22 protein-coding genes are annotated in these 20,391 nt (G+C 64.3%); 13 read left to right on the top strand and 9 right to left on the bottom strand.

All coding sequences use genetic code 11. From position 1 onward, the window contains the following. Positions 1-23 precede the first annotated feature (23 nt). The 3 genes from MMAR10_RS11835 to MMAR10_RS11825 are packed head-to-tail and all read left to right on the top strand — an operon-like array spanning position 24 to position 3,111. Positions 24-1,385: a TolC family protein gene (locus MMAR10_RS11835; protein ID WP_011644220.1), complete on the top strand. Its 1,362-nt coding sequence runs from the start codon at positions 24-26 to the stop codon at positions 1,383-1,385. Continuing rightward, positions 1,385-2,764 carry a multicopper oxidase family protein gene (locus MMAR10_RS11830; protein WP_011644219.1) on the top strand — a complete coding sequence of 460 codons (1,380 nt, stop codon included), beginning with the start codon at positions 1,385-1,387 and terminating at the stop codon, positions 2,762-2,764. Before MMAR10_RS11835 ends, MMAR10_RS11830 begins: the two co-directional genes overlap by 1 nt. Continuing rightward, positions 2,761-3,111, top strand: a complete 351-nt coding sequence (locus MMAR10_RS11825; RefSeq protein ID WP_011644218.1) for a copper-binding protein — start codon at positions 2,761-2,763, stop codon at positions 3,109-3,111. The genes MMAR10_RS11830 and MMAR10_RS11825 overlap by 4 nt, the downstream gene beginning before the upstream one ends. On the opposite strand, the gene cobS is transcribed toward MMAR10_RS11825, so the two are convergent. The 3 genes from cobS to MMAR10_RS11810 form a co-directional block, all read right to left on the bottom strand. Then, the gene (gene cobS / locus MMAR10_RS11820; RefSeq protein WP_011644217.1) at positions 3,108-4,094 is read right to left on the bottom strand and encodes a cobaltochelatase subunit CobS; all 987 of its coding nucleotides are present in this window, start codon (positions 4,092-4,094) and stop codon (positions 3,108-3,110) included. The genes MMAR10_RS11825 and cobS overlap by 4 nt on opposite strands. 129 nt (positions 4,095-4,223) lie before the next feature. Beyond that, positions 4,224-4,643 (bottom strand): hypothetical protein, encoded by a 420-nt coding sequence (locus tag MMAR10_RS11815; protein WP_011644216.1) that lies wholly within the window; start codon positions 4,641-4,643, stop codon positions 4,224-4,226. 72 nt (positions 4,644-4,715) lie between these two features. Continuing rightward, positions 4,716-5,330, bottom strand: a complete 615-nt coding sequence (locus MMAR10_RS11810; protein WP_011644215.1) for a J domain-containing protein — start codon at positions 5,328-5,330, stop codon at positions 4,716-4,718. A gap of 65 nt (positions 5,331-5,395) precedes the next feature. On the opposite strand from MMAR10_RS11810, the gene MMAR10_RS11805 reads away from it, so the two are divergent. Together MMAR10_RS11805 and MMAR10_RS11800 are read left to right on the top strand one after the other, a co-directional pair. After that, positions 5,396-5,665, top strand: a complete 270-nt coding sequence (locus MMAR10_RS11805; protein WP_011644214.1) for a BolA family protein — start codon at positions 5,396-5,398, stop codon at positions 5,663-5,665. 52 nt (positions 5,666-5,717) lie between these two features. Continuing rightward, a complete protein-coding gene (locus tag MMAR10_RS11800) occupies positions 5,718-6,506 on the top strand; it encodes a DUF3313 family protein (protein ID WP_011644213.1) in 789 nt (262 codons plus the stop codon). Between the two features lie 33 nt (positions 6,507-6,539). On the opposite strand, the gene MMAR10_RS11795 is transcribed toward MMAR10_RS11800, so the two are convergent. Genes MMAR10_RS11795 through MMAR10_RS11785 form a run of 3 tightly spaced genes read right to left on the bottom strand, consistent with a single transcriptional unit; the run spans position 6,540 to position 9,465 of the window. After that, a complete protein-coding gene (locus MMAR10_RS11795) occupies positions 6,540-7,829 on the bottom strand; it encodes an HlyC/CorC family transporter (protein ID WP_011644212.1) in 1,290 nt (429 codons plus the stop codon). Then, positions 7,826-8,929 (bottom strand): 3-dehydroquinate synthase, encoded by a 1,104-nt coding sequence (gene aroB, locus MMAR10_RS11790; protein ID WP_011644211.1) that lies wholly within the window; start codon positions 8,927-8,929, stop codon positions 7,826-7,828. The genes MMAR10_RS11795 and aroB overlap by 4 nt, the downstream gene beginning before the upstream one ends. Then, entirely contained in the window at positions 8,926-9,465 is a 540-nt protein-coding gene (locus MMAR10_RS11785; protein ID WP_011644210.1) for a shikimate kinase, read from the bottom strand. Before MMAR10_RS11785 ends, aroB begins: the two co-directional genes overlap by 4 nt. Before the next feature lie 107 nt (positions 9,466-9,572). Here MMAR10_RS11785 and MMAR10_RS17080 point away from each other — a divergent pair, with 107 nt between their 5' ends. The 4 genes from MMAR10_RS17080 (at position 9,573) to MMAR10_RS11770 (ending at position 13,351) form a co-directional block, all read left to right on the top strand. Further along, a complete protein-coding gene (locus MMAR10_RS17080) occupies positions 9,573-9,713 on the top strand; it encodes a hypothetical protein (protein WP_190273920.1) in 141 nt (46 codons plus the stop codon). Next, entirely contained in the window at positions 9,697-11,325 is a 1,629-nt protein-coding gene (locus tag MMAR10_RS17160) for a hypothetical protein (RefSeq protein WP_041636965.1), read from the top strand. Before MMAR10_RS17080 ends, MMAR10_RS17160 begins: the two co-directional genes overlap by 17 nt. After that, on the top strand, positions 11,322-12,287 hold the full coding sequence (locus tag MMAR10_RS11775) for a site-specific tyrosine recombinase XerD (protein ID WP_011644208.1): 966 nt from the start codon (positions 11,322-11,324) through the stop codon (positions 12,285-12,287). Before MMAR10_RS17160 ends, MMAR10_RS11775 begins: the two co-directional genes overlap by 4 nt. Positions 12,288-12,379: 92 nt before the next feature. Then, the gene (locus MMAR10_RS11770) at positions 12,380-13,351 is read left to right on the top strand and encodes an acetyl-CoA carboxylase carboxyltransferase subunit alpha (RefSeq protein WP_011644207.1); all 972 of its coding nucleotides are present in this window, start codon (positions 12,380-12,382) and stop codon (positions 13,349-13,351) included. Positions 13,352-13,523: 172 nt separating this feature from the next. On the opposite strand, the gene MMAR10_RS11765 is transcribed toward MMAR10_RS11770, so the two are convergent. Next, positions 13,524-13,940 carry a GNAT family N-acetyltransferase gene (locus MMAR10_RS11765; protein WP_049755732.1) on the bottom strand — a complete coding sequence of 139 codons (417 nt, stop codon included), beginning with the start codon at positions 13,938-13,940 and terminating at the stop codon, positions 13,524-13,526. A gap of 49 nt (positions 13,941-13,989) precedes the next feature. Then, on the bottom strand, positions 13,990-16,857 hold the full coding sequence (secA, locus tag MMAR10_RS11760; protein WP_011644205.1) for a preprotein translocase subunit SecA: 2,868 nt from the start codon (positions 16,855-16,857) through the stop codon (positions 13,990-13,992). Between the two features lie 209 nt (positions 16,858-17,066). On the opposite strand from secA, the gene MMAR10_RS11755 reads away from it, so the two are divergent. Genes MMAR10_RS11755 through MMAR10_RS16700 form a run of 3 tightly spaced genes read left to right on the top strand, consistent with a single transcriptional unit; the run spans position 17,067 to position 18,618 of the window. Next, positions 17,067-17,990 carry a peptidylprolyl isomerase gene (locus tag MMAR10_RS11755; RefSeq protein ID WP_049755731.1) on the top strand — a complete coding sequence of 308 codons (924 nt, stop codon included), beginning with the start codon at positions 17,067-17,069 and terminating at the stop codon, positions 17,988-17,990. 50 nt (positions 17,991-18,040) lie between these two features. Beyond that, complete coding sequence (gene mutT, locus MMAR10_RS11750) at positions 18,041-18,457, top strand: 8-oxo-dGTP diphosphatase MutT (RefSeq protein ID WP_011644203.1); 417 nt, start codon at positions 18,041-18,043, stop codon at positions 18,455-18,457. Next, positions 18,457-18,618, top strand: a complete 162-nt coding sequence (locus MMAR10_RS16700) for a Flp family type IVb pilin (RefSeq protein WP_083759561.1) — start codon at positions 18,457-18,459, stop codon at positions 18,616-18,618. Before mutT ends, MMAR10_RS16700 begins: the two co-directional genes overlap by 1 nt. 14 nt (positions 18,619-18,632) lie before the next feature. Here MMAR10_RS16700 and MMAR10_RS11745 read toward each other — a convergent pair whose 3' ends face one another. Further along, complete coding sequence (locus MMAR10_RS11745; RefSeq protein ID WP_011644202.1) at positions 18,633-19,550, bottom strand: methyltransferase domain-containing protein; 918 nt, start codon at positions 19,548-19,550, stop codon at positions 18,633-18,635. A 53-nt stretch (positions 19,551-19,603) separates the two neighbouring features. On the opposite strand from MMAR10_RS11745, the gene MMAR10_RS11740 reads away from it, so the two are divergent. Further along, positions 19,604-20,371 carry a ComF family protein gene (locus MMAR10_RS11740; protein ID WP_011644201.1) on the top strand — a complete coding sequence of 256 codons (768 nt, stop codon included), beginning with the start codon at positions 19,604-19,606 and terminating at the stop codon, positions 20,369-20,371. Positions 20,372-20,391 lie beyond the last annotated feature (20 nt).

The following is a 20,391-nucleotide window of genomic DNA, read 5'->3' as shown; positions in this document are numbered from 1 at the left end:
GGGGGGTATGGTAGCGCAAGCGTATGAAACGAACGCGCTTCAATGCCCTGCCCGTCCTGGCAATCCTTCTTGCGGTTTCCGCCTGCGCAACGGTCGATCCGGCTGCCGTGCAGGCCAATGTGATGTCCAGCCTCGCCGAACGGAGCGGGCCGGTCGCCGACACGGTCCTGCCGCGCGAGGAAGGGACGGTCAGCGAAGACATGGCGGTCAGTCTGGCGCTGGCCAATAATCACCGTCTCCTGGCGCGCCTGAACGAGGCCGGCCTGGCCCGGGTCGACCAGGTGATGGCATCGCGCCCGGTCAATCCGCTGGTCGAGGTCATGACCTTGCCGGGTGATGGCCATGGCCGCGTCTGGGATGTGGATCTGCGCGCCTCCCTGCTGGGCATTGCTGCCACGCCCTGGCGAGCTGCGGCGGCGCAGGATCGCTATGAGGCCCGGCAGGCCGAGACCGTATTGGCGGCCCTGGACTTCGTTGCCGACACTCGCCGCGCCTGGGTCGATGCCGTCGCCGCCCGTCAGCGTCTGGACCTTCAGCAGCGCATCCGCGATGCCGCAGCGGCAAGCCTCGTTGTGGCTGAGGAAATCCGTGCGGCGGGCAATTCCCCGGCGCTCGAACTGGAGCGTGAACGAATCTTCGCCCAGCAGGCCGAGCTGGACTATCTGGAGGCGGAGCACGCTGCCCTGCAGGCCCGGCTCGCCCTGGGCCGTCAGCTGGGTGTTCCCGTTTCAGCAGACCAACTGCCCGTGCGGCTGGAGCCGAGACCGGCTCCGCTTGCGGCGATTGATACACAGGCCGCACTGAGCGCAAGCCTGCCCCTGGCCGCTGCTCGCGCCAGTGTCGAAGCGGCCGCCGGAGAGGCGGGGCTGGAGAACTGGGCCAGCCTTCTCGAACATGTCGAGCTGGGCGGCGTCTTCGAGCGCGAGGATGGTGACTGGTCCCGCGGCTGGATGCTGGAATTTGCCCTGCCGATCTTCGATACCGGCTCGGCCCGTCGCACAGCCGCACAACTGCGGACGGAACAGGCCATTCATCAACACGCCGCCCTGGCCTATGAGATCCGCAATGCCTTGGAGGCGGCCGAGGCCATGGCGATGTTGGCGCAACGGCGTGTCACCCATATTGAAGATGACGCCCTGCCGACCAGTGAGCGTCTGATGGATGCGACGATGCGCCAGTATAATGCCATGCAGGTCAGCGTCTTTGATCTGATGGCCGCTGTGCAGATGCGCAGCCGGACCGGTCAGGCCTATGTCGAGGCGCTGGCCGATTGGCACCGGGGGCGGATCGCGCTCGACCAGATCCGCGCCGGTGGCTCGCCCGCGATGGTCGCAGCCAGCGATAGCGGTGACACAGCCCCGACCCGGGGCGAGGGAGGCCATTGATGGGTATTTCCAGACGCGATGCCTTGCTGGCCGGGTCTGCCGGCCTTGCCGCGACGGGTCTCGCCACCGGTTCGGCCTCGGCCCAGCCGGTTGCGCCGCGGGCCCACAGCGCCTCGGTATCGCATGACCGGTCTTATTCACCGGGACGGCCGGGCCGCGATTACACGCCCGTGGTTACACCGGACGGGGCGACCTTGCCTTACCGGATTGTCGACGGGGTGAAGGTCTTTCACCTCATTCCCGAAGAGGTCGAGCACAGTTTCGCGCCCGGCCTCAACGCGAAAACCTGGGGCTATAATGGCCGCACCCATGGCCCGACCATCGAGGCAGTCGAGGGCGACCGGGTGCGGGTCTATGTCACCAATCGCCTGCCCGCACCGACGACCGTGCACTGGCATGGCGTCATCCTGCCCTCGGGCATGGACGGGGTGGGCGGTCTCAACCAGCGCGCCATCCATCCCGGCGAGACCTTCGTCTATGAGTGGACCTTCCGCCAGCACGGGACCTTCATGTACCACTCGCATCATGACGAGATGACCCAGATGGCGCTGGGCATGATGGGGATGATCGTGGTCCATCCGCGCCAGCCGACGGGACCGCGCCCGGATCGCGATTATGCCATCATGCTGTCGGAATGGGTGCTGCATCCCGGGGCCGAGCGGCCCGATCCCAATGCGATGGGCGATTTCAACATCCTGACCATGAATGCGCGCTGTTATCCGGGCACCTCACCCCTGGTCGCCCAGCGTGGCGAACGGGTGCGGATCCGCTTCGGCAATCTCTCAGCCATGGATCACCACCCGATCCATCTGCACGGCTATGCCTTCACCATCACCGAGACCGATGGCGGCGTGATCCCGGTCTCGGCGCGCCATCCCGACACCACCGTGCTGGTCCCGACCGGGTCGACGCGGACAGTCGACTTCGTCGCCGACAATCCCGGCGACTGGGCCATGCATTGCCACATGACCCATCACGTCATGAACCAGATGGGCCATGGCGTTCCCAATCTCACCGGCGTCAATGCCCGCCGTATCGACCGCGCCGTCGGCGCCCTCCTGCCGACCTATATGACGATGGGTCAGGACGGGATGGGCGAGATGGGCCAGCATATCGAGATGGGCCATATGCCGGTGCCGGAAAACTCCCTGCCCATGGTCGGCGCCCCGGGCCCGCGCGACTACATCACCATGGGCGGCATGTTCACCATTTTGAAGGTCCGCGACCGCCTGACCGGCGATGGCGATCCGGGCTGGTATGATAATCCGGAAGGCGAGGCCCGCCCGGCCAGCGCCGATGAACTCAGCCGCGACGGCATAGACACGACTGCTTCGGAGGCGCCCGCCTCCTCGAACCCGCATCAAGGACATCACCCATGATCACCCTTCTCGCCACCAGCCTCCTGCTCGCCACCGCCACCACTGCCAGCGATCATCATGGCAACCACGATCATCATGGCGGTCACGCCATGGCCGATGCCGAAGCGATGGCGCAATCAATCGTTTCCGCCGATGTGCGCACGGTCGACACAGAGGCCCGCACCACGCTCCTGCGCCATGAAGCCATGCCGGAACTGGGCATGGGCGCCATGGTCATGCCGTTTGCGATCGATGATGGCGTGGATATCGCGCTGTTCCAGCCGGGAGCCGCGCTGATGGTCACGGTGACGCGCCGTGACGGCGAATTGGTGGTGATCGCGGCGGAGGTGGACGAGAGCGCGGGTTAGGCCGCGCTCACACTCTTCACCGGCGCCTCCGGCAGATCCACACCAAACACCCGCTGATACATCTCCGCGATGACCGGGCGTTCCAGCTCGTCGCACTTGTTCAGGAAGGTGAGGCGGAAGGCCATGCCGAGATCGCCGAAGATTTCCTGGTTCTCGGCCCAGGTCAGCACGGTGCGCGGGCTCATCACGGTGGAGATATCACCATTGATGAAGGCTTCGCGGGTGAGGTCGGCAACCTTGACCATGTCCTCGACCTGTTTGCGGCCCTCGTCCGAGCCGGCCAGTGACTTCATCTTGGCCAGCACGATGGCGTTCTCGGTCTCGCGCGGCAGATAGTTCAGCGTGGCGACAATCGACCAGCGGTCCATCTGGCCCTGGTTGATCTGCTGGGTGCCGTGATAGAGGCCGGTCGTATCGCCGAGGCCGATCGTATTGGTGGTCGCGAACAGGCGGAAGGACGGGTGCGGCCGGATGACCTTGGTCTGGTCCAGCAGGGTCAGCGAGCCCGAGGCTTCCAGCACCCGCTGGATCACGAACATCACGTCCGGACGGCCGGCGTCGTACTCGTCGAACAGAAGGGCGACCGGGCGCTGCAGGGCCCAGGGCAGGATGCCTTCCTGGAATTCGGTGATCTGCTTGCCATCTTTCACCACGATGGCGTCCTTGCCGACCATGTCGATACGGCTGACATGACTGTCCAGATTGACCCGGACCATCGGCCAGTTGAGGCGCGCGGCGACCTGTTCGATATGGGTCGACTTGCCGGTGCCGTGATAGCCCTGGATCATAACCCGGCGATTGAAGGCGAAGCCGGACAGGATGGCGCGCGTCGTCGCGGGGTCGAAGACATAGTCCGGATCGAGGATCGGCGTGTGTTCGTCCGGTGTCGAGAACATCGCCACCTCAAAGCCGGGATCAAAGCCGAACAGGGCCTGGCAGTCGGCTTTGGCATCAGGCACGGAAAGGGGGAAACTATCGCTCATCGGACCGGTCTTTATGGCTGGACGCGCCTGTTCTTGTCAGCGACGGGGCTGCGGCGCGTGGGAGGTGACGTACCGGAGGTATCGCACGCCTGACGCGGCTTCAAGTCAATGCCGGGGACTGCATACGATTTAGATCAGTCGGCGGCCCCGTGTGGCGAAGTGGGTGAGGGTGATCGCCAGCATTTCCAGCAGGATGACAATCATCCCGAACTGCCCGGAATAATACTGGCCATCGGTGATTTTCAGCCAGACGATGATGTGGATAAGGCTGCCTGCGATCATCAGGTGCAAGCCCAGCCTGCGCTGCAAGGCCACACCGGTCATGCCGGCCAGCCAGGCCAGGCTCATGGCAGCGAATCCCATGATCTCGCTGGGGGCGGACCGCCGGATGGCCGTGCCGACATCGAGATTGCCGATCTGTGGATGCCACAGTCCGGAAAACGTGCCGACGATCATCATCAACCAGAGCATCATGTAGAGCAGGGGGAGGCCGGCGAGACCGATGGACAGCCACCGGATCGGCAAGCCTGGTCCGGAATTGTCAGACATTGGCAGTAAAACTCATTGCTGTACGGACCCAAAATCGCCCGGGAAGGCAAAGAAGGTGTTTGGCGTGCGGCGTTAGGCCATCCCGGCGCTTTTGAGGATCTGGTAGGAGGCGATGACCCGGCCCAGCTGCTCCTCGCTGGAGCGGTCGCCGCCATTCGCGTCCGGGTGCAATTGCTTGACCAGCTCGGCATAGCGCTTGCGCACGGTTGACGGATCGACATCGGGTTCCAGGGACATGGTCTCCAGGGCCTTCGTCTGCAGCCGACCCATGGATTTTTCGCGCGGCGCTTCCTTGTGAGGGTCCTTGCGGTCTCCGAACATGCCGTAGGGATCATTGAAGCCGTCGGCAAAATCGCGACTGGCCCTGGCGGCCTTCGCCGAGGCGGAATGGGTGTTCTTCCAGCCCCAGGTCGGACGGTGACCATAGGCGGCGCTCTCGCGGAAGGACTGGGCCGCGTTCTCGCTCATGCCCTCGAAGAAATTCCACGACTTGTTGTATTCCGAAGCGTGGCTCTGGCAGAACCAGTAGAAATCATTCAGCCGGTCATTGGCCTTGGGAGCCCGACTATTGCCATGCTTCTTGCAGCCCGGCCATTCGCAGACACGCTCTTCCGGCGCCGGCTGGTCCTTGGGCGGCTTGATGCGGATGTCTTTGAACCGCGGTTTGTAATTGTAAGCTTCCGACATGATCCCCAATTATGGTCATGCGTCTGTAAAGCGGCAATGAAGCCGGTGAACAAAGAGGTGTGAAAATGGTTGATGTTGCAGTCCGGATCGAGACCAAGCTGCAAAAAGCGTTCACACCCAGTGCCTTGACGGTCACTGATGATAGTCATCTGCATGCAGGTCATGCTGGCGCCCGGCCGGGTGGCGAGAGCCATTTCACGGTTGATATCGTCGCCAGCCGCTTTGACGGCCTGTCTCGGGTTGCCTGTCACCGCCTGGTCAACGAGGCGCTGGCCGAGGAATTGGCCGGCCCGGTGCACGCACTGGTGATCCGGGCGCGGGGTACCAGCGAATAATGACAGGACGCTCCCGATTTCGGGACCTTTTGCGTCTGGTTCAGGGGATGACATGAACATTGTTTGCCTGGGCCGCATTGCCCGACAGGTCTTCGTGCCGATTGGTCTCGCGGTCGCGATCTCAGCCTGTTCGACCCGCTTTGACGCGCCATCCTCGCTGTCATCCTCCGAACAGCTGATCGCTGGCGAGCGCCGCCTGCTCGCGGTTGAGGAATATGCCGACCGGCCGGCCCTGGCCCGTATGGAACGACTCTATCTCCCACCGGTCGCGCTCGCGGTCGGTGCTGATATCGACCCGGACATCACACCGGCTCGGCTCGATGATGTCCGCCGCCAGCTGTCACGGGATTTGTGTCAGCGCCTGGCCCGGGCCGGTTTTGATATCCGTCCCGTGGCCGATCCGTCCGGCGACGAGGTCGACGGTGAGGTCAGTGCGTCGATCCAGGGACTGCGACGCAATAATGTGGCGACGACCGGACTGTCGCGCCTGATAGGCGTTGCCGTTCCGGGGCCGCTCAATCCGCGCGTCCCGTTGGGCATCGGGGCATTGGGGATGGAGGCCGAGATCCTGGACCGCAATGGTCAGCAGGTTGCGGCGATCCGGTGGGCCTCACAAAACCACCTGGCATCAGGTGGCGGCGTAACGACGATTCTCGATGGTCCCGACGCGTTCTCGGACCTGGCCGACGTGATGGACCTGTCGAGTGTCTTCGCCGACGCCCTGGGTGATCTCGTCGAGGAGGCCCGCGCCGACAACGAGACCGACAGGGCTGAAACGCCGCGCGGAACCTGTGATGCCTACCGAGACCTGATCGCGGGCGAGGCTGCTGACGGGTCCTGATCTGCGCCCGTCTACTCATGCGGGCGGATCAGCCTAGCTGCCATTCACCACAACATCATCCGGGCTCACCGAGACCCTTAGCTTGGTGATCTGGTTGCGGCGGCGTTCGACGACTTCAAAACGGGCGCCGTGGAAGCCGAAAACCTGACCGCGTTCCGGTATGGTCTGGGCCTCATGGATCACCAGGCCGGCAATGGTAACGGCCTCTTCGTCCGGCAATTCCCAATCAAGCGCCCGGTTGAGATCGCGGATCGGCAGGTCGCCATCGACCAGCCAGACGCCGTCGCCGTCAGGCTGGATGCCTTCCACCGCCACGTCATGCTCGTCTTCGATCGCGCCGACGATTTCCTCGAGGATGTCCTCCAGCGTCACGAGGCCCATCAAGGCGCCGTACTCGTCGACCACCAGGGCGAAGTGCTCGCGCTTCTCGCGGAAAGCGTTGAGCTGGTCGAGGACCTCGGTGGTTTCCGGCACGAACCAGGCGTCCCGCCGCAAGGCGTCGATATCAATGACAGAGGCATTGCCGTCAGCCTCGTGAAGGGCGCGGGCAATGTCACGGACATGCAGGATGCCGATGATATTCTCGGTATCGCCCTTGTAGATCGGCAGGCGGGTATGGGGCGAGTGAAGTGCCTCGGTGACAATCGCTTCAGACGGTTTGTCAGCGTCGATCATCACGATGGATTTGCGGTGTACCATTATGTCATCGACGGTCAGGTCGCGCAGGTCGAGCACGCCGCCGAGCATGTCGCGGTCATCCTTGACCACCCCGCCTTCCTCGTGGTGCAGCGCGATCGCGCCGCGAAGCTCGTCATGTGACGACAACACCGGACCATCCACATTGGCGCCGAACAGGCGCAACACATTGCGGACTACGAACTGGACAGCTCCGACCAAGGGCGCAAATACGCGCACCACGATCAGGATAGGCCTGGAAACAGCCAGCGCGAAACGTTCCGGATTGGACAGGGCGTAGGTCTTCGGCATCACCTCGGCAAAGACGAGGACGAGAACCGTCATGACCAGGGTGGCCCAGACCACACTATTGCCGCCCAGCAGGGTCTCGAACAATTGCCCGGCGATCATCGAGGCCAGGATATTGACGAGATTATTGCCGAGCAGGATCGAGCCGAGCAGGCCTTCGCCGTCCGAAATCAGGATGTTGACCCGCGCTGCGGCCGGATCCTTGTCGCGTTCGAGCTGCAACATTCGGGCGCGTGATGTGGCTGTCAGCGACGTCTCCGAGCCGGAAAAGAAGGCTGACAGCAAAAGCAGGCCGACAATGGTGAGGGCCGGTCCGATGATCGTCCAGTCGAGGCTCATGAGAGCTGGGTCTCCATAAAGGCGAGAAGGTCGGCTTCGTCGGCCGCCGGGTCAATGAATGCTGCGCCGATGGCGCGGGCGAGGATGAGGGTGATGCGGCCGTCGCGGTTCTTCTTGTCGTCGCGCATCCGGGAAACGAGGCTGGCGGCATTCCAGTCGCTGTGCGCAAGTTCGGCGGGACTGGCCGGCAGCCCGACCGCGCGCAAATGGGCCGCGACGCGTGCCGCGTGGTCGGCGCTGCAATCGCCGCGATGGGCGGAATAGGCAAAGGCCAGCGCCGTGCCGACCGCGACCGCCTCGCCATGCCGGATCACATCCTTGGGCGCATCGGCTTCAAAGGCATGGCCGAAAGTATGGCCCAGATTGAGCAGGGCGCGGACGCCTGTTTCGCGTTCGTCCTCGGCGACGATCCGGGCCTTGAAGGCGACCGCCGCTGCAACAGCCTGATCCAGGTCGGCACCGTCCAGCACGCCAGCGCCAGCGGCTTCCAGCTGCGCGAACAGCGGGGCATCACCGATCAGCGCGGCCTTGACGATTTCCGCATAGCCGGCACGGCGCTCGCGGTCCGGGAGCGTTGCCAGCAGATCGCGATCGGCGATCACCAGCTTTGGCTGGTGGAAACTACCGGCGAAATTCTTGCCGTGGGTTGTATTGATACCGGTCTTGCCGCCAACCGAGCTGTCGACCTGGGCGAGCAGGGTGGTGGGAATCTGGATGAAGTTGACCCCGCGCTTGGTCACCGCCGCCGCAAATCCGGTCAGGTCGCCAATGACACCGCCACCCAGCGCGATCACGGCTTCGGATCGCTCGATATTGCGATCGAGAAGCGCGTCGACGACCTGTTCCAGCCCGGCCCAGCTCTTGGATGTTTCGCCGGGGGCGATAATGACCGGCTCGACACGCAGGCCCAGCCTGCTCAGCTGTGCGGTCACGGCGTCGAGATGCAGGTCGGCGACATGCCGGTCGGTCACCAGGATGGCCCGGCCGCGCGGGAAATGGGCGACCAGTTCCGGACCGGCTGCGGAAAGGGCGCCCGCGCCGACCAGCACGTCATAGGCCCGGTCTCCCAAGCCGACGGTGACCCGCAGAATGTCACTCACGTCCTTGCCTCCCGGCCTTCCAGTGCCTGCAATATGCTGTCGAGCGTGATCTGGTGTGACCCGCCCGACGCATCGACATGGATATCGGCCTCTGCATACGCGGCTTGCCGCTTGTTGAGCAAGGTCCTCAGCACGGTTTCCGGGTCTTCGTCGCGCAGCAGGGGGCGCGTGTCGCGGCGGGCGACGCGCTGCACCAGTGTCTCGACATCAGCCTGCAGCCAGATCGAAGTCGCCATCGCCTTGACCCGTTCGCGGGTTTCGTCGTCAACAAAGGCACCGCCGCCAAGCGCCAGTACCATGGGCGGCTCCTCCAGCAGGCGGGCGATGACCTTGCGCTCTCCATCGCGGAAAGCGTGCTCACCGAAATCTTCGAATATCTCCGACACGCTGCGTCCGGCGGCCTTCTCGACTTCCTCGTCGGCATCGCGAAACTGCAGTTTCAGGGCATGCGCCAGGCGGCGACCGACAGTGGTCTTGCCAACTCCCATCAATCCGATGAGGACGAGCGATTTCCGCGGTTTGAAGGCGTAGGACATGCTAGCGGTATAAACGGTCTGGAAATCGCCGCAATCAGGGTTAGGCTCGCACGCTGATCGACCCGCAGCTGTGTGGCGGGTTTTCAAAGGATTGAGGAGTCGGATTCATGCGTGGTTTTCTGGTGGGTGTGGCGGTTATCGCCGGTCTCGTCGCGATCGGATTCGGCACGCTGGTCATGATCGCCAATGGCCTTGAACCGACCCGGGAGAATGTGCGTGTCGAGCTGGAAGATGATTTCCCGCGCTAGCCTGCTGGCAGCGCTGCTGGGCGGAGCCGCCTCAGCCCAAAATCCAATAGAGGTCGAACGCCTTGATGCGCTTGATCCGCTCGAGGTCTCACTGACCACGCGCGGCCTGGATGAGCGTCAGTGGGCCGGAACCGGTCGCGACATGGCGGAAGCTGTACTGATGCGCCTGCCCGGTACCGGCGATGGTGGTTATGCCAGCGAAGCGCTCGGTGAAACCGCCCGCCTGATCCTGCTCTCCGGTGGACAGCCGCCGGCTGGTGGGCGTGGAGACGCCCGACTGGCCGAACTTCGGGTCGACCGGCTGCTGGCAGCGGGGGGCGCCTATGATGCCTTTGACCTGCTCGAGCGCACACCGAATGTGAATCGCCGCCCGGAGCTGGCCCGCTGGCATGCCGAGCTGGGCTTTGCCACCGGCGAGAGCGAACGGGCCTGCCAGACCGCCAATGCCCTGATCGAAAACCGCGATGCGCCGGACTGGTTGCGCCGCCGCGCTTTCTGCCTGGCCCTGGAGGGGCAGGGCGCCGCGGCCGAGCTTACCGCCGAGCTGGCCCGGGCCCATTCCGAGGATGATGATTTCGACGCCCGCCTGTTTGCCTACACCCTGGCGACGCCGGTCGCCGATACGGTCGGGCCGGCTGACAGCGGTCTCGACCTGGCCATGGCGCGGGCCCTGCTCGATCAGGAAGCCGACATGCCTCCGATTGCTGACACGGCTCCGGCCTGGCTCATCGCCCTCGGCCATCGTCCACCCTACGAGACACCCTACATCACCGATGCCGCCGCCGCCCTTGAAGCGGCGCTGGAGCTGACCGGTCGCGAACGTCATCACGCGCTCGAAGATGTCCTCGCACACGGCGAGGATCGGGAAGTGGCCGCCCTGGCGCTGGGGCACCTTCTGGCCGATACGAGCAGTGCCGCGCGTTTTATCCATGTGGCCCGCCATCATGGCAGCGAGGTGGAAACCCTGCCGGTAAACGAAGCGACGCTGGCACATGGCTATGACATTGCCCTGGCGTCGATGATCGTTGGCGATTTGCGGGCCGCTGCCCGTTGGCGCAACGCGCTGCTGGACGGCCCGCCTCGCCGCCCCACGCCATCAAATCTTGCCGGTCAGCCGATCGTCGAGATGGCGGATGGCCGGCTGGCCTATGCGGATGGAACGCCGGTCGAGGCCGTGCAACCGGAATGGGTTCCGCCTTCGCCGCAGCGCATGGTCACGCTCGACCTGTCATTGGCGATCGCGCGCGATGCCCTGTCCGGCGGCAATTTCGACGCGGTGTTCGCAGCCTGGCTCGAGAGCCAGGGTGAGGCGGCGCTCGGTGAACAATTGGCGCTCGCCGAGCTGGGAGCCGGGCAACCGAACACCTCCCGGATGGCGGTGCTCGGCCGTGAAACCGTTGCCGCTGCACCGGAATGGCCGGTGATGGAGATGGCAATGCGTTCAGGCGCCCGGGCCGAAACGGCTCTGCTGGCTGTCAGCCTGCTCAATCGCCCGGAGACTTCGGCGGACCCTGTGGTGTTCAGCCGGTCCATAGCGGCGCTCGACGCAGCCGGCCTTCGCGACAATGCGCTGGCACTGGTGCTGGAGCGTGTGATCACGAGGTCGCGGTGAGCCAAGCGCCGTCCGGTGCCGGCCATGCCAATGGCGTCCTGATCGAGCTGTTTCTCGACATGATGGCCGCCGAGCGCGGTGCGTCGCCCAACACGCTCGATGCCTATCGCCGCGATCTGGTCGATGTCGCCGCGCGCCTTTCCAGCCGCAATCTGGAAGCGGCGACCACGCCGGATCTCGAGCATGTTCTGGCCAGCATGGCGGCCGATGGTCTGGCGGCTTCGACCGCAGCCCGGCGTCTGTCGGCGATCAAGCGCTTCTATCGATTCCTGCTGTCGGACGGGGTGCGCGAGGACAATCCCGCGACGCCATTGCGGGCCCCGAAACAGGGCCGTCCGCTTCCGAAAATACTCACCGAAGATGATGTCGACCGCCTGTTCGACGCGGCATCCGGACTGTCCGGTCCGGCCGGGTTGCGCACCCGGGCTCTGATGGAGCTTCTCTATGCCGGGGGGCTGCGCGTGACCGAGCTTGTCTCCCTGCCACTGGGCGCCTTCGTTCGGGCCGAACGCTGTATCCAGATCACCGGCAAGGGTGGCCGTGAGCGCCTGGTGCCGCTGACCGAGGCGGCGCTCGAGGCGGTTGCCGCCTACAAGGTTGTCCGCGAGGCTCATCTGCCGGTCGACCGCACCAAGTCGGGCAAGGCGGCGCGATACCTGTTTCCGTCGCGCACGGCAAAGACCGGTCACCTGACCCGCGAACGCTTTGCGCAAATCCTGTCCGAGCTCACCCTGGCGGCCGGGCTCGACCCGGCGAAAGTCTCGCCCCACGTCCTGCGGCATGCCTTTGCCACCCATCTGCTGGCGCGCGGTGCCGACTTGCGCAGCGTGCAGATACTGTTGGGCCATGCCGACGTCTCCACGACACAGATCTATACCCATGTGCTTGACGAGAGACTGAAATCGCTCGTCCAGTCCGCTCACCCGCTGGCCCGCAGGACTGATGACGACCAGCTGGATTGACGTATGCGTAAGCACGGTTTTTGAGACTTGTGGCGCCGGGACCGGGTGGTTAGGTTGCCTCCCACTTTGGTGTTCACAGGCGTTGGCAGGGCATGTCCGACCCCACACGTACCTATCTCGATTTCGAACGGCCGCTGGCCGAATTGGAAGCCAAGATCGAAGAGCTCGAATCCCTCGCGGGTGAAGACTCTCCGGACATGGCGGAAGAGACTGCGCGCCTGCGCCAGAAAGCGGCCGAGCAACTCGCCGCGCTCTATTCCAAGCTCGATCCCTGGCGCAAGACGCTGGTCGCCCGTCATCCCGAACGGCCGCATTTTCGCGATTACCGCAAGGCGCTGATCGAGGACTTCGAGGAAATGTGCGGCGATCGCCGTTTCTCCGAAGACGCAGCCATCGTTGGCGGTCTGGGGCGTTTCCGGGGGCGTTCTGTGGTCGTGATCGGCCATGAGAAAGGCCACGACACCGAATCCCGCATCAAGCACAATTTCGGCATGGCCCGCCCGGAAGGCTATCGCAAGGCGATCCGCCTGATGGACCTGGCCGAGAAATTCGACATGCCGGTCCTGACCTTTGTCGACACGGCAGGCGCCTATCCCGGCCTCGGCGCGGAAGAGCGCGGCCAGTCCGAAGCCATTGCCCGCTCGACCGAGCGCTGCCTGACACTGGGTACGCCGCTGATTTCCACCATTACCGGCGAAGGCGGGTCCGGCGGCGCCGTGGCCCTGGCCAGCGCCAATGTTGTGATGATGCTGGAGCACTCGATCTATTCGGTGATCTCGCCGGAAGGCTGTGCCTCGATCCTGTGGAAGGATTCGGCCCGGGCCAAGGACGCCGCCGTGGCCATGAAGGTGACCGCGCCGGACTTGCTGGCGATGAAGATTGTCGACCAGGTCATCCCCGAACCGATCGGCGGTGCCCACCGCCACGCCGCCGCGACCATGACCTCCGTCGGCAATGCCATCGAGAAGCATCTCGGTGAACTGGAACAGATGGACGCCAAGGCCCTGCGCCAGCAACGCCGCGAACGCTTCCTGGCGATCGGCCGGACCTTGCCGGGGGGATAGTCGGTCGCGGCACTTCTTCGCAGGATTTGGCCAGGAAAACGAACATCCAGGTCCTTCCCCTTGATGGGGAAGGTGGGCCTGTGCGCAGGGCTGGGTCGGATGGGGTGAGACGCGCAAGCGTATCGGCACCGGCCGTCCATCACCCACTCCGTCAACGGCCGCTGGCGCGTCCCTAGAGCACCACTTCCAGCCAGGGCAGCTCCCGCCCCTTGAAGACGTCGCTCGGTCGCATGGCCACGCGTTTTGCGCCCATGTGGATGTAGGCGGCTTCGGCATAGGGGTCTGAGAGGATGGTCATGACCGTCTCGCCGCGGGCCTTGAGCTTGGCCTTGGCGTCTTCGAACAGGTCGCGGCCGACGCCCTTGCCGATGGCTGCCGGCGTGATGAAGAGGAGGTCCAGCGTGCCGTGATGGCCGCCCGGATCGATCTGGCAGACGCCGAGCATCGTGCCGTCATCAAGCTCGGCGACAGTCGTCAGCCCGGCCTCGATCGCTTCGGTGGTGACCTTCAGATAGGGCGCGACCTCGGCCATGAAGACCTCGTCATAGCCCCAATGCGCCTTTGACTTCAGGCACAGGTCTGACAGCACGTCCTCCTCGCCGCTACGGGCGGGACGAAGGCATACCTCGCTCACCGGGTCAGGCCGTCGGAGCGCCGTCGATGGCGCCGTGACACTGCTTGTATTTCTTGCCGGAACCGCACGGGCAGGGGGCGTTGCGAGCGACGCGGCCCCAGGTTTCCGGCTTGTTCGGATGGGCCGGTGTCGAAACGCGGCGCTGGGTCGGAGCGACTCGCGGTGCGACCGGGCCATCGCCCGGATCGGCCATCTCATTGCGGCCGGTGCGCGGATCGATATGGGTTGCGGTCAGGCCTTCCGGCTCCTTGGGCGGCGCCGGTGCGCGCTCGAAGCGGATCAGCATCAACTGCTTGGTCACTTCGCCACGCAGATTGTCCATCATGCGCTCGAACAGGTTGAAGGCTTCGGTCTTGAATTCGTTCAGCGGGTTGCGCTGGGCGTAGGAGCGCAGGCCGATCATCGAGCGCATGGCATCGAGGTTTTGCAGGTGCTCGCGCCAATTGATGTCGATGGCCTGCAACAGGATCGATTTCTCGATCCGGCGCATCAGCTCGGGACCGGCATTGGCAGCCTTTTCGGCATAGGCCTTGTCGGCGGCTTCCGACACGCGTTCGAGGATTTCCTCGTCGGCAATGCCTTCCTCGTCGGCCCAGGCCTCGACCGGCAGGTTGAGACCGAAGGTTTCCTGCAAGGCTTCCTTGAGGCCGCTGATGTCCCACTGGTCGGCATAGGCTTTCGGCGGGATATGGGCACTGACCAGATCTTCCGCGGTCGACTGGCGCATGTCCTTGATGACGTCGGCGACGTCATCGGAGACCATGAAGTCGATGCGCTGTTCGAACACCGCCTTGCGCTGGTCATTCATCACGTCATCGTATTTGAGGACGTTCTTGCGGATGTCGAAATTGCGCTGCTCGACCTTGCGCTGCGAGGTCTCCAGTGCCTTGGACATCCACGGGTGCTGAATCGCTTCGCCTTCCTTCATGCCCAGCGTGCGCATGATGGTGTCGAGGCGTTCCGGCGCGAAGATCCGCAGCAGGTCGTCCTGCACCGAAATGAAGAATTTCGAGCGGCCCGGATCACCCTGACGACCGGTCCGGCCGCGCAGCTGGTTGTCGATGCGGCGGCTTTCATGGCGCTCGGTGGCGAGCACGTAGAGGCCGCCAGCGTCGAGCGCATGGCGTTTCTTCTCGGCGATTTCGGACTTGATGGCGTCGGCCTGGCGGTCGATCTCGGTCTGGGTTGGGGTCTTGCCGGCGGCTTCCTGTTCAGCTTTCCAGGCGTCGAGGCGCATGTCGGCATTGCCGCCGAGCTGGATGTCGGTACCGCGGCCGGCCATATTGGTGGCGATCGTCACCGCGCCCGGCACGCCGGCCTCGGCGACGATGAAGGCTTCCTGCTCGTGATAGCGCGCATTGAGCACCTGGTGCTCGATCGGGATCAGCTTGAGCATTTCCGGCAGGGTCCGCTCGACCGGGCGGGCCGATTTCTCGAACTCGGCCTTGGCGGCTTCGTCTTTTGGATAGAGATGGCCCAGCATCTTCTTGAACAGGGCCTTGTCGCTCATCAACCGGTCGATGATTTCCGACTTCTCGATCGAGGCCGTACCGACCAATACCGGCTGACCGCGCTGCTGGCAGTCAACAATCTCGTCGATAATGGCGGCGTATTTTTCTTCCAGCGTGCGGTAGACTTCGTCTTCCTCGTCGATCCGGGCGATCGGCTTGTTGGTCGGGATTTCCATCACCGCCAACTTGTAGATGTCGAAGAATTCGTCGGCCTCGGTCAAAGCCGTACCGGTCATGCCGGCCAGCTTGTCATAGAGGCGGAAATAATTCTGGAAGGTGACCGATGCCAGCGTCTGGTTTTCCGGCTGGATGTCGGTGCCTTCCTTGGCCTCGATCGCCTGGTGCAGGCCATCGGACAGGCGACGGCCCGGCATCATCCGGCCAGTGAACTCGTCAATCAGGACAACGGCATTGTCCTTGATGATGTAATCCTTGTCGCGCACGAAGATCTTGTGCGCCTTGAGGGCCTGGTTGACGTGGTGAACGGCCTGGATGTTCTCGACATCATAGAGATCGCCCTCCGCGAGCAGCTCTCGCTCATTCAGCAGGCGTTCGATCTCTTCATTGCCCTCCTCGGTCAGGAGGATGGAGCGGGCTTTCTCGTCGATCTCGTAGCAATCCTCGCCGAGAAGCGGGATCAGCTCGTTGATCGTCTTGTAGAATTCGGTGCGATCCTCGGTCCGGCCGGAGATGATCAGCGGGGTGCGCGCTTCATCGATCAGGATCGAGTCGACCTCGTCGACGATGGCAAAGCCGTGCCCGCGTTGCACCATCTCCTCGGTCGAGTACTTCATGTTATCGCGCAGATAATCGAAGCCGAGTTCGTTATTGGTCGCGTAGGTGATGTCGCAGGCATAGGCCGCGCGGCGTTCCGGATCGGTCATGCCGTGGGCGACCACGCCGGTGGTCAGGCCGAGTTGTGCGAACACACGGCCCATCCATTCGCTGTCGCGAGTGGCGAGATAGTCATTGACGGTGACGACGTGCACGCCCTTGGCCGGCAGGGCGTTGAGATAGCAGGGCAGGGTGGCGACCAGCGTCTTGCCCTCACCGGTCTTCATCTCGGCGATCGAGCCTTCGTGCAGCACCATGCCGCCCATCAGCTGGACGTCATAGGGGCGCAGGCCCAGGGCCCGCTTGGCGGCTTCGCGGACAGCGGCGAAGGCCTCCGGCATCAGCGCGTCCAGTTTCTCGCCCTTGTCCAGGCGTTCGCGGAACTCCACCGTCTTGGCCTTCAGCGCATCGTCGGACAAGGCCTCGAAGTCGGGCTCGAGCGCGTTGATTTTCTCGACCATCGGCCGCAGGCGGCGGATTTTGCGGTCGTTCTCGGTTCCGAAGATCTTGCGGGCAATGGAGAGCATCTGGATCAGGCTTTGCGAACTACAGGGCAGCTGGTGTCCGGCGCCCGAGATTCGTTCCGTTCGCCGGGGACGACAGCATTGCTTTGAAACGTCAGGGTGACTTAAGGATGAGGGGTGTAACTGTCAATCAAGCGGCGCGGCGGATCAAGCCCGCTCCTTTAACAGATGGAGCGCTATAGGTGTCTGTTTTCAGGGTCTTTTGCATTTTGGTGCTGACTGCAACTGGCACAGCTTGCGGTCCCGAACCGCGGCGGACCGCCGATGATTTCGAATCCGGGCAGCCGGTCCTGTCTCTCGATGAGGTCGATCCGGTGGTCGCGCGGGTCGAGAGGACGATGATCCGGCGCTCTGATGTCGAGCGTGAAGCGCTGGCCCAGGACGGTGAGGAAGCATCCCCCGTGCCGGCGATGGGCAGCGCCGAGTTTGACCGTGTACTGGAAGAATTGATCGACCAGCGGCTGTTGGCGCTGGAAGCGCGCCGGCGGGGGCTGCACCAGTCCGAGGAAGCTCGGCGGCGCCTGGCCCTCGCCGAAGAGCGTATTCTCGGCAATGTCCTGGTCGAAACCGTGATTGATGATGCGGTCACCGACGAGACGATTCAGCGCATCTATGAAGAGCAGGTCCGATTGATACCGCTCGGCGAGGAAGTGCGTGCCCGTCACATTCTGGTGCAGACCCAGGAGGAAGCGGTGGCGATCAAGGCCCTGATCGACCAGGGTCGCGATTTCGCCGAACTTGCCGTGGCAATGAGCGAAGACCAGGCAACGCGCCTGGAGGGCGGTGATCTGGGCTATTTTTCGCGCGAGGGCATTTTGCCGGCTTTCGGCGCGGTCGCCTTTGCGACCCCGGAGGGTGCGGTTTCCGAGCCGTTCCGGACCGAGTTCGGATGGCATTTGCTGACCGTTGTGGATCGTCGTCGCCAGCCGCCGCCATCGCTTGAGTCGCTGCGCCCCAACATAGCCCGCTTCTATACATTCGATCAGCTGGAAGCCCTGATTGATGGCTTGCGGGATCAGGCGGAAATCGAGCGGGCCGATCTGACGCTGGTGCTTGCGCCGGCGCCTGAGGGTGGCGAAGAAGGCGGGGTGTCGATTAGTGATGATGACAATCTCGATCCGGACGAACCCCAGTAGGCGGGCATTAACCGTGTTTCTGCACCCGCCCTTAAGGGAGATATGGGACCATGACTGCTCGTAGCCCCAAACCGGTGCTCTTTGTCGCTGCCTGTGCCTTGCTGGATGCCGATGGTCGCATCCTCATCGCCAAGCGGCCGGAGGGAAAAGCCATGGCGGGGTTTTGGGAATTCCCGGGCGGCAAGATCGAGCCGGGAGAGACGCCGGAGCAAGCCGTGGTGCGTGAATTGCGCGAAGAGCTGAGTGTCGAGCCGTGCGAACGGTGCCTGCACCCCTTTGCCTTCGTCTCGCACCCCTATGACGACTTCCACATCGTCATGCCGCTTTTCCTGTGCCGCACCTGGGACGGCTTTCCTCACCCCAATGAGGGCCAGGAACTGGCCTGGGTCCGCAAGGAACGTCTGCGCGACTACCAGATGTCCGGCGCCGACGTGTCTCTGGCCGCCGAGCTGAGAGATCGTCTTTGATGCGCGCCCTTGTCTCCCGCTTCCTCCGCGAACAGAGCGGTGCCACCTCGATCGAGTATTCGTTGATCGCCGTGGTCGTCTCGATCATCTTCATCGCCGCCCTGGCGGTGATCGGACCGGCCGTCAGCGACATGCTAAACAGCGCCGCGGCGCCCTTCTAGGTGCTCGGTCGGGATTAGCGCCCGGCTTTCTCACCCAGCGATTTTTCCTGAACACCCAGTGCATCGGCGAGCCGGTGCGTGGCCGACCCCGGCCGTTTCGGCTTGGGCTGGTCGGGATGCGGGGCCCAGCCGGCGGCGTGGACAATCTCGAAAGTGGCGCGGATGCGACCATCCGGATCGGCAAAGCGCTCCGCATAGATCTGGCCGGCTCGGACAAACAGCGCGCGGGCCGCCGGATTGCGCGGCCGGTCGGTCAGCACCGACGTTTCGCCCATGCCGCGCAGATCCGCCATCAGGGCGAAAATGGTGTCGTAACGCACGGTGATGCGGTCGACATCGGCGACCGGCATGGCAAAGCCGGCCCGCTGCAGCAAGGCCGCCATGTCGAAGGTGCCGGCCAAGGGCGATACGCGCGCCGCAGCGCCGCCGGTCAGCTCGCTCTCGGCCGCCATCACGCATTGGCGCAGTTCGGTCAGGGTTGAGCCGCCCGGTAGGGCGCAGGCGAAGAAACCATCCGGCTTGAGCGCGTGATTGATCTGGACCAGAACGCCCGGCAGGTCATTGGTCCAGTGCAGGCCCCAGGGCGCCAGGACGAGATCGAGGCTTTCGGAGGCGAAGGGCAATTGCTCTTCGTCCAGCGCCAGGGCCGGTCGCTCCAGCGTGGCGACGACAGAAGGGGACAGGTCGGATCGGCACCACCAGCCAACCTTGCCGGCCAGCAGCTCAGACGTCGCTTGCGTCGCCAGGCCTGGGCCGCCGCCGAGGATCGCGGCGCGGTCGAAATCGCGCATGATGCTGGCGATCCGGTCGCCCATATCGTCGAAAGCGCGTTGCGCGAGGAAGTTGTGTTCTGCCAGAATGCCCGCGATCCGGTCGCGGCGGCGGCGCAACAGTGTGCGGTCAAACAGGGCGGGCGGAGCGGCGGTCGTCATGGGGCGGATATGCCCGCCAGGGCGGCGCAGGGAAAGGGGAGGAGACAGAAAAGATGGCGGGTGTGCTGGTATCCGGACTGAACGAGGCCGGTCGCCGCCTGGCCGATCTGGCCTGGCCACCGGTCTGTCCCCTGGCCGGCGATACTGTCGATCGGGCGGGGCATCTGACGCCGCAGGCCTGGTCGCGCCTGACCTTTCTCGATGCACCCTGGTGTGACACGTGCGGCTGGCCCTTTCCCTATCCGGCCGGGTCGGGCGGCGCGTCGCTGGCCGTTTGTGCCAATTGCATCGCCAATCCGCCGCGCTTCGACCGCGCCCGCGCCCCTCTGGCCTATGATGCGCGGGTCAGCCCTCTGGTGGTTGGCTTCAAGCATGGCAGTCGGCGCGAGATGATCGGCCAGTTCGGTCGCTGGATGGTCCGTGCCGGCAAGGACTGCCTGGACGAAGCAGACGCCATCATCCCGGTCCCGCTGCACTGGCGCCGCCTGGTCGTGCGCCGTTACAACCAGTCGGCCCTGCTGGGCCATGTCCTGTCGCGCGAGAGTGGCGTGCCGATGTGGACGGATGCCCTGTTGCGGCAAAGAGCCACGCCGAGCCAGGCCGGGCGGACGGCTCGGCTGCGACGGCGCAATGTCGCGGCGGCCTTCACGGTTCCCGATCGCAATGCAGTTGCCGGGAAACATCTGGTTCTGGTCGATGATGTGATCACCACTGGCGCAACCGTGTCGGCATGCGCATATCAGCTGAAACGGGCCGGTGCCGCCTCGGTGCGTGTTGTGGCATTGTGCCGGGTAGTCCGCGAAACCGATCCGACGGTATGAGCGGTGCGCAGTGACTTCTG

It is taken from the genome of Maricaulis maris MCS10 (assembly GCF_000014745.1).
GTDB classification, from domain to species: Bacteria; Pseudomonadota; Alphaproteobacteria; order Caulobacterales; family Maricaulaceae; genus Maricaulis; species Maricaulis maris_A.
Note: the sequence above shows the minus strand (reverse complement) of the source record. Positions and strands in the feature narration are given on the sequence as shown.

Excerpts from the sequence above, each read along its gene's own strand:
- MMAR10_RS11835 (WP_011644220.1), top strand. The coding sequence starts at position 24 with ATGAAACGAACGCGCTTCAATGCCCTGCCCGTCCTGGCAATCCTTCTT.
- MMAR10_RS11830 (WP_011644219.1), top strand. The coding sequence starts at position 1,385 with ATGGGTATTTCCAGACGCGATGCCTTGCTGGCCGGGTCTGCCGGCCTT.
- MMAR10_RS11825 (WP_011644218.1), top strand. The coding sequence starts at position 2,761 with ATGATCACCCTTCTCGCCACCAGCCTCCTGCTCGCCACCGCCACCACT.
- cobS (WP_011644217.1), bottom strand. The coding sequence starts at position 4,094 with ATGAGCGATAGTTTCCCCCTTTCCGTGCCTGATGCCAAAGCCGACTGC.
- MMAR10_RS11815 (WP_011644216.1), bottom strand. The coding sequence starts at position 4,643 with ATGTCTGACAATTCCGGACCAGGCTTGCCGATCCGGTGGCTGTCCATC.
- MMAR10_RS11810 (WP_011644215.1), bottom strand. The coding sequence starts at position 5,330 with ATGTCGGAAGCTTACAATTACAAACCGCGGTTCAAAGACATCCGCATC.
- MMAR10_RS11805 (WP_011644214.1), top strand. The coding sequence starts at position 5,396 with ATGGTTGATGTTGCAGTCCGGATCGAGACCAAGCTGCAAAAAGCGTTC.
- MMAR10_RS11800 (WP_011644213.1), top strand. The coding sequence starts at position 5,718 with ATGAACATTGTTTGCCTGGGCCGCATTGCCCGACAGGTCTTCGTGCCG.
- MMAR10_RS11795 (WP_011644212.1), bottom strand. The coding sequence starts at position 7,829 with ATGAGCCTCGACTGGACGATCATCGGACCGGCCCTCACCATTGTCGGC.
- MMAR10_RS11785 (WP_011644210.1), bottom strand. The coding sequence starts at position 9,465 with ATGTCCTACGCCTTCAAACCGCGGAAATCGCTCGTCCTCATCGGATTG.
- MMAR10_RS17080 (WP_190273920.1), top strand. The coding sequence starts at position 9,573 with ATGCGTGGTTTTCTGGTGGGTGTGGCGGTTATCGCCGGTCTCGTCGCG.
- MMAR10_RS17160 (WP_041636965.1), top strand. The coding sequence starts at position 9,697 with ATGATTTCCCGCGCTAGCCTGCTGGCAGCGCTGCTGGGCGGAGCCGCC.
- MMAR10_RS11770 (WP_011644207.1), top strand. The coding sequence starts at position 12,380 with ATGTCCGACCCCACACGTACCTATCTCGATTTCGAACGGCCGCTGGCC.
- secA (WP_011644205.1), bottom strand. The coding sequence starts at position 16,857 with ATGCTCTCCATTGCCCGCAAGATCTTCGGAACCGAGAACGACCGCAAA.
- mutT (WP_011644203.1), top strand. The coding sequence starts at position 18,041 with ATGACTGCTCGTAGCCCCAAACCGGTGCTCTTTGTCGCTGCCTGTGCC.
- MMAR10_RS16700 (WP_083759561.1), top strand. The coding sequence starts at position 18,457 with ATGCGCGCCCTTGTCTCCCGCTTCCTCCGCGAACAGAGCGGTGCCACC.
- MMAR10_RS11745 (WP_011644202.1), bottom strand. The coding sequence starts at position 19,550 with ATGACGACCGCCGCTCCGCCCGCCCTGTTTGACCGCACACTGTTGCGC.
- MMAR10_RS11740 (WP_011644201.1), top strand. The coding sequence starts at position 19,604 with ATGGCGGGTGTGCTGGTATCCGGACTGAACGAGGCCGGTCGCCGCCTG.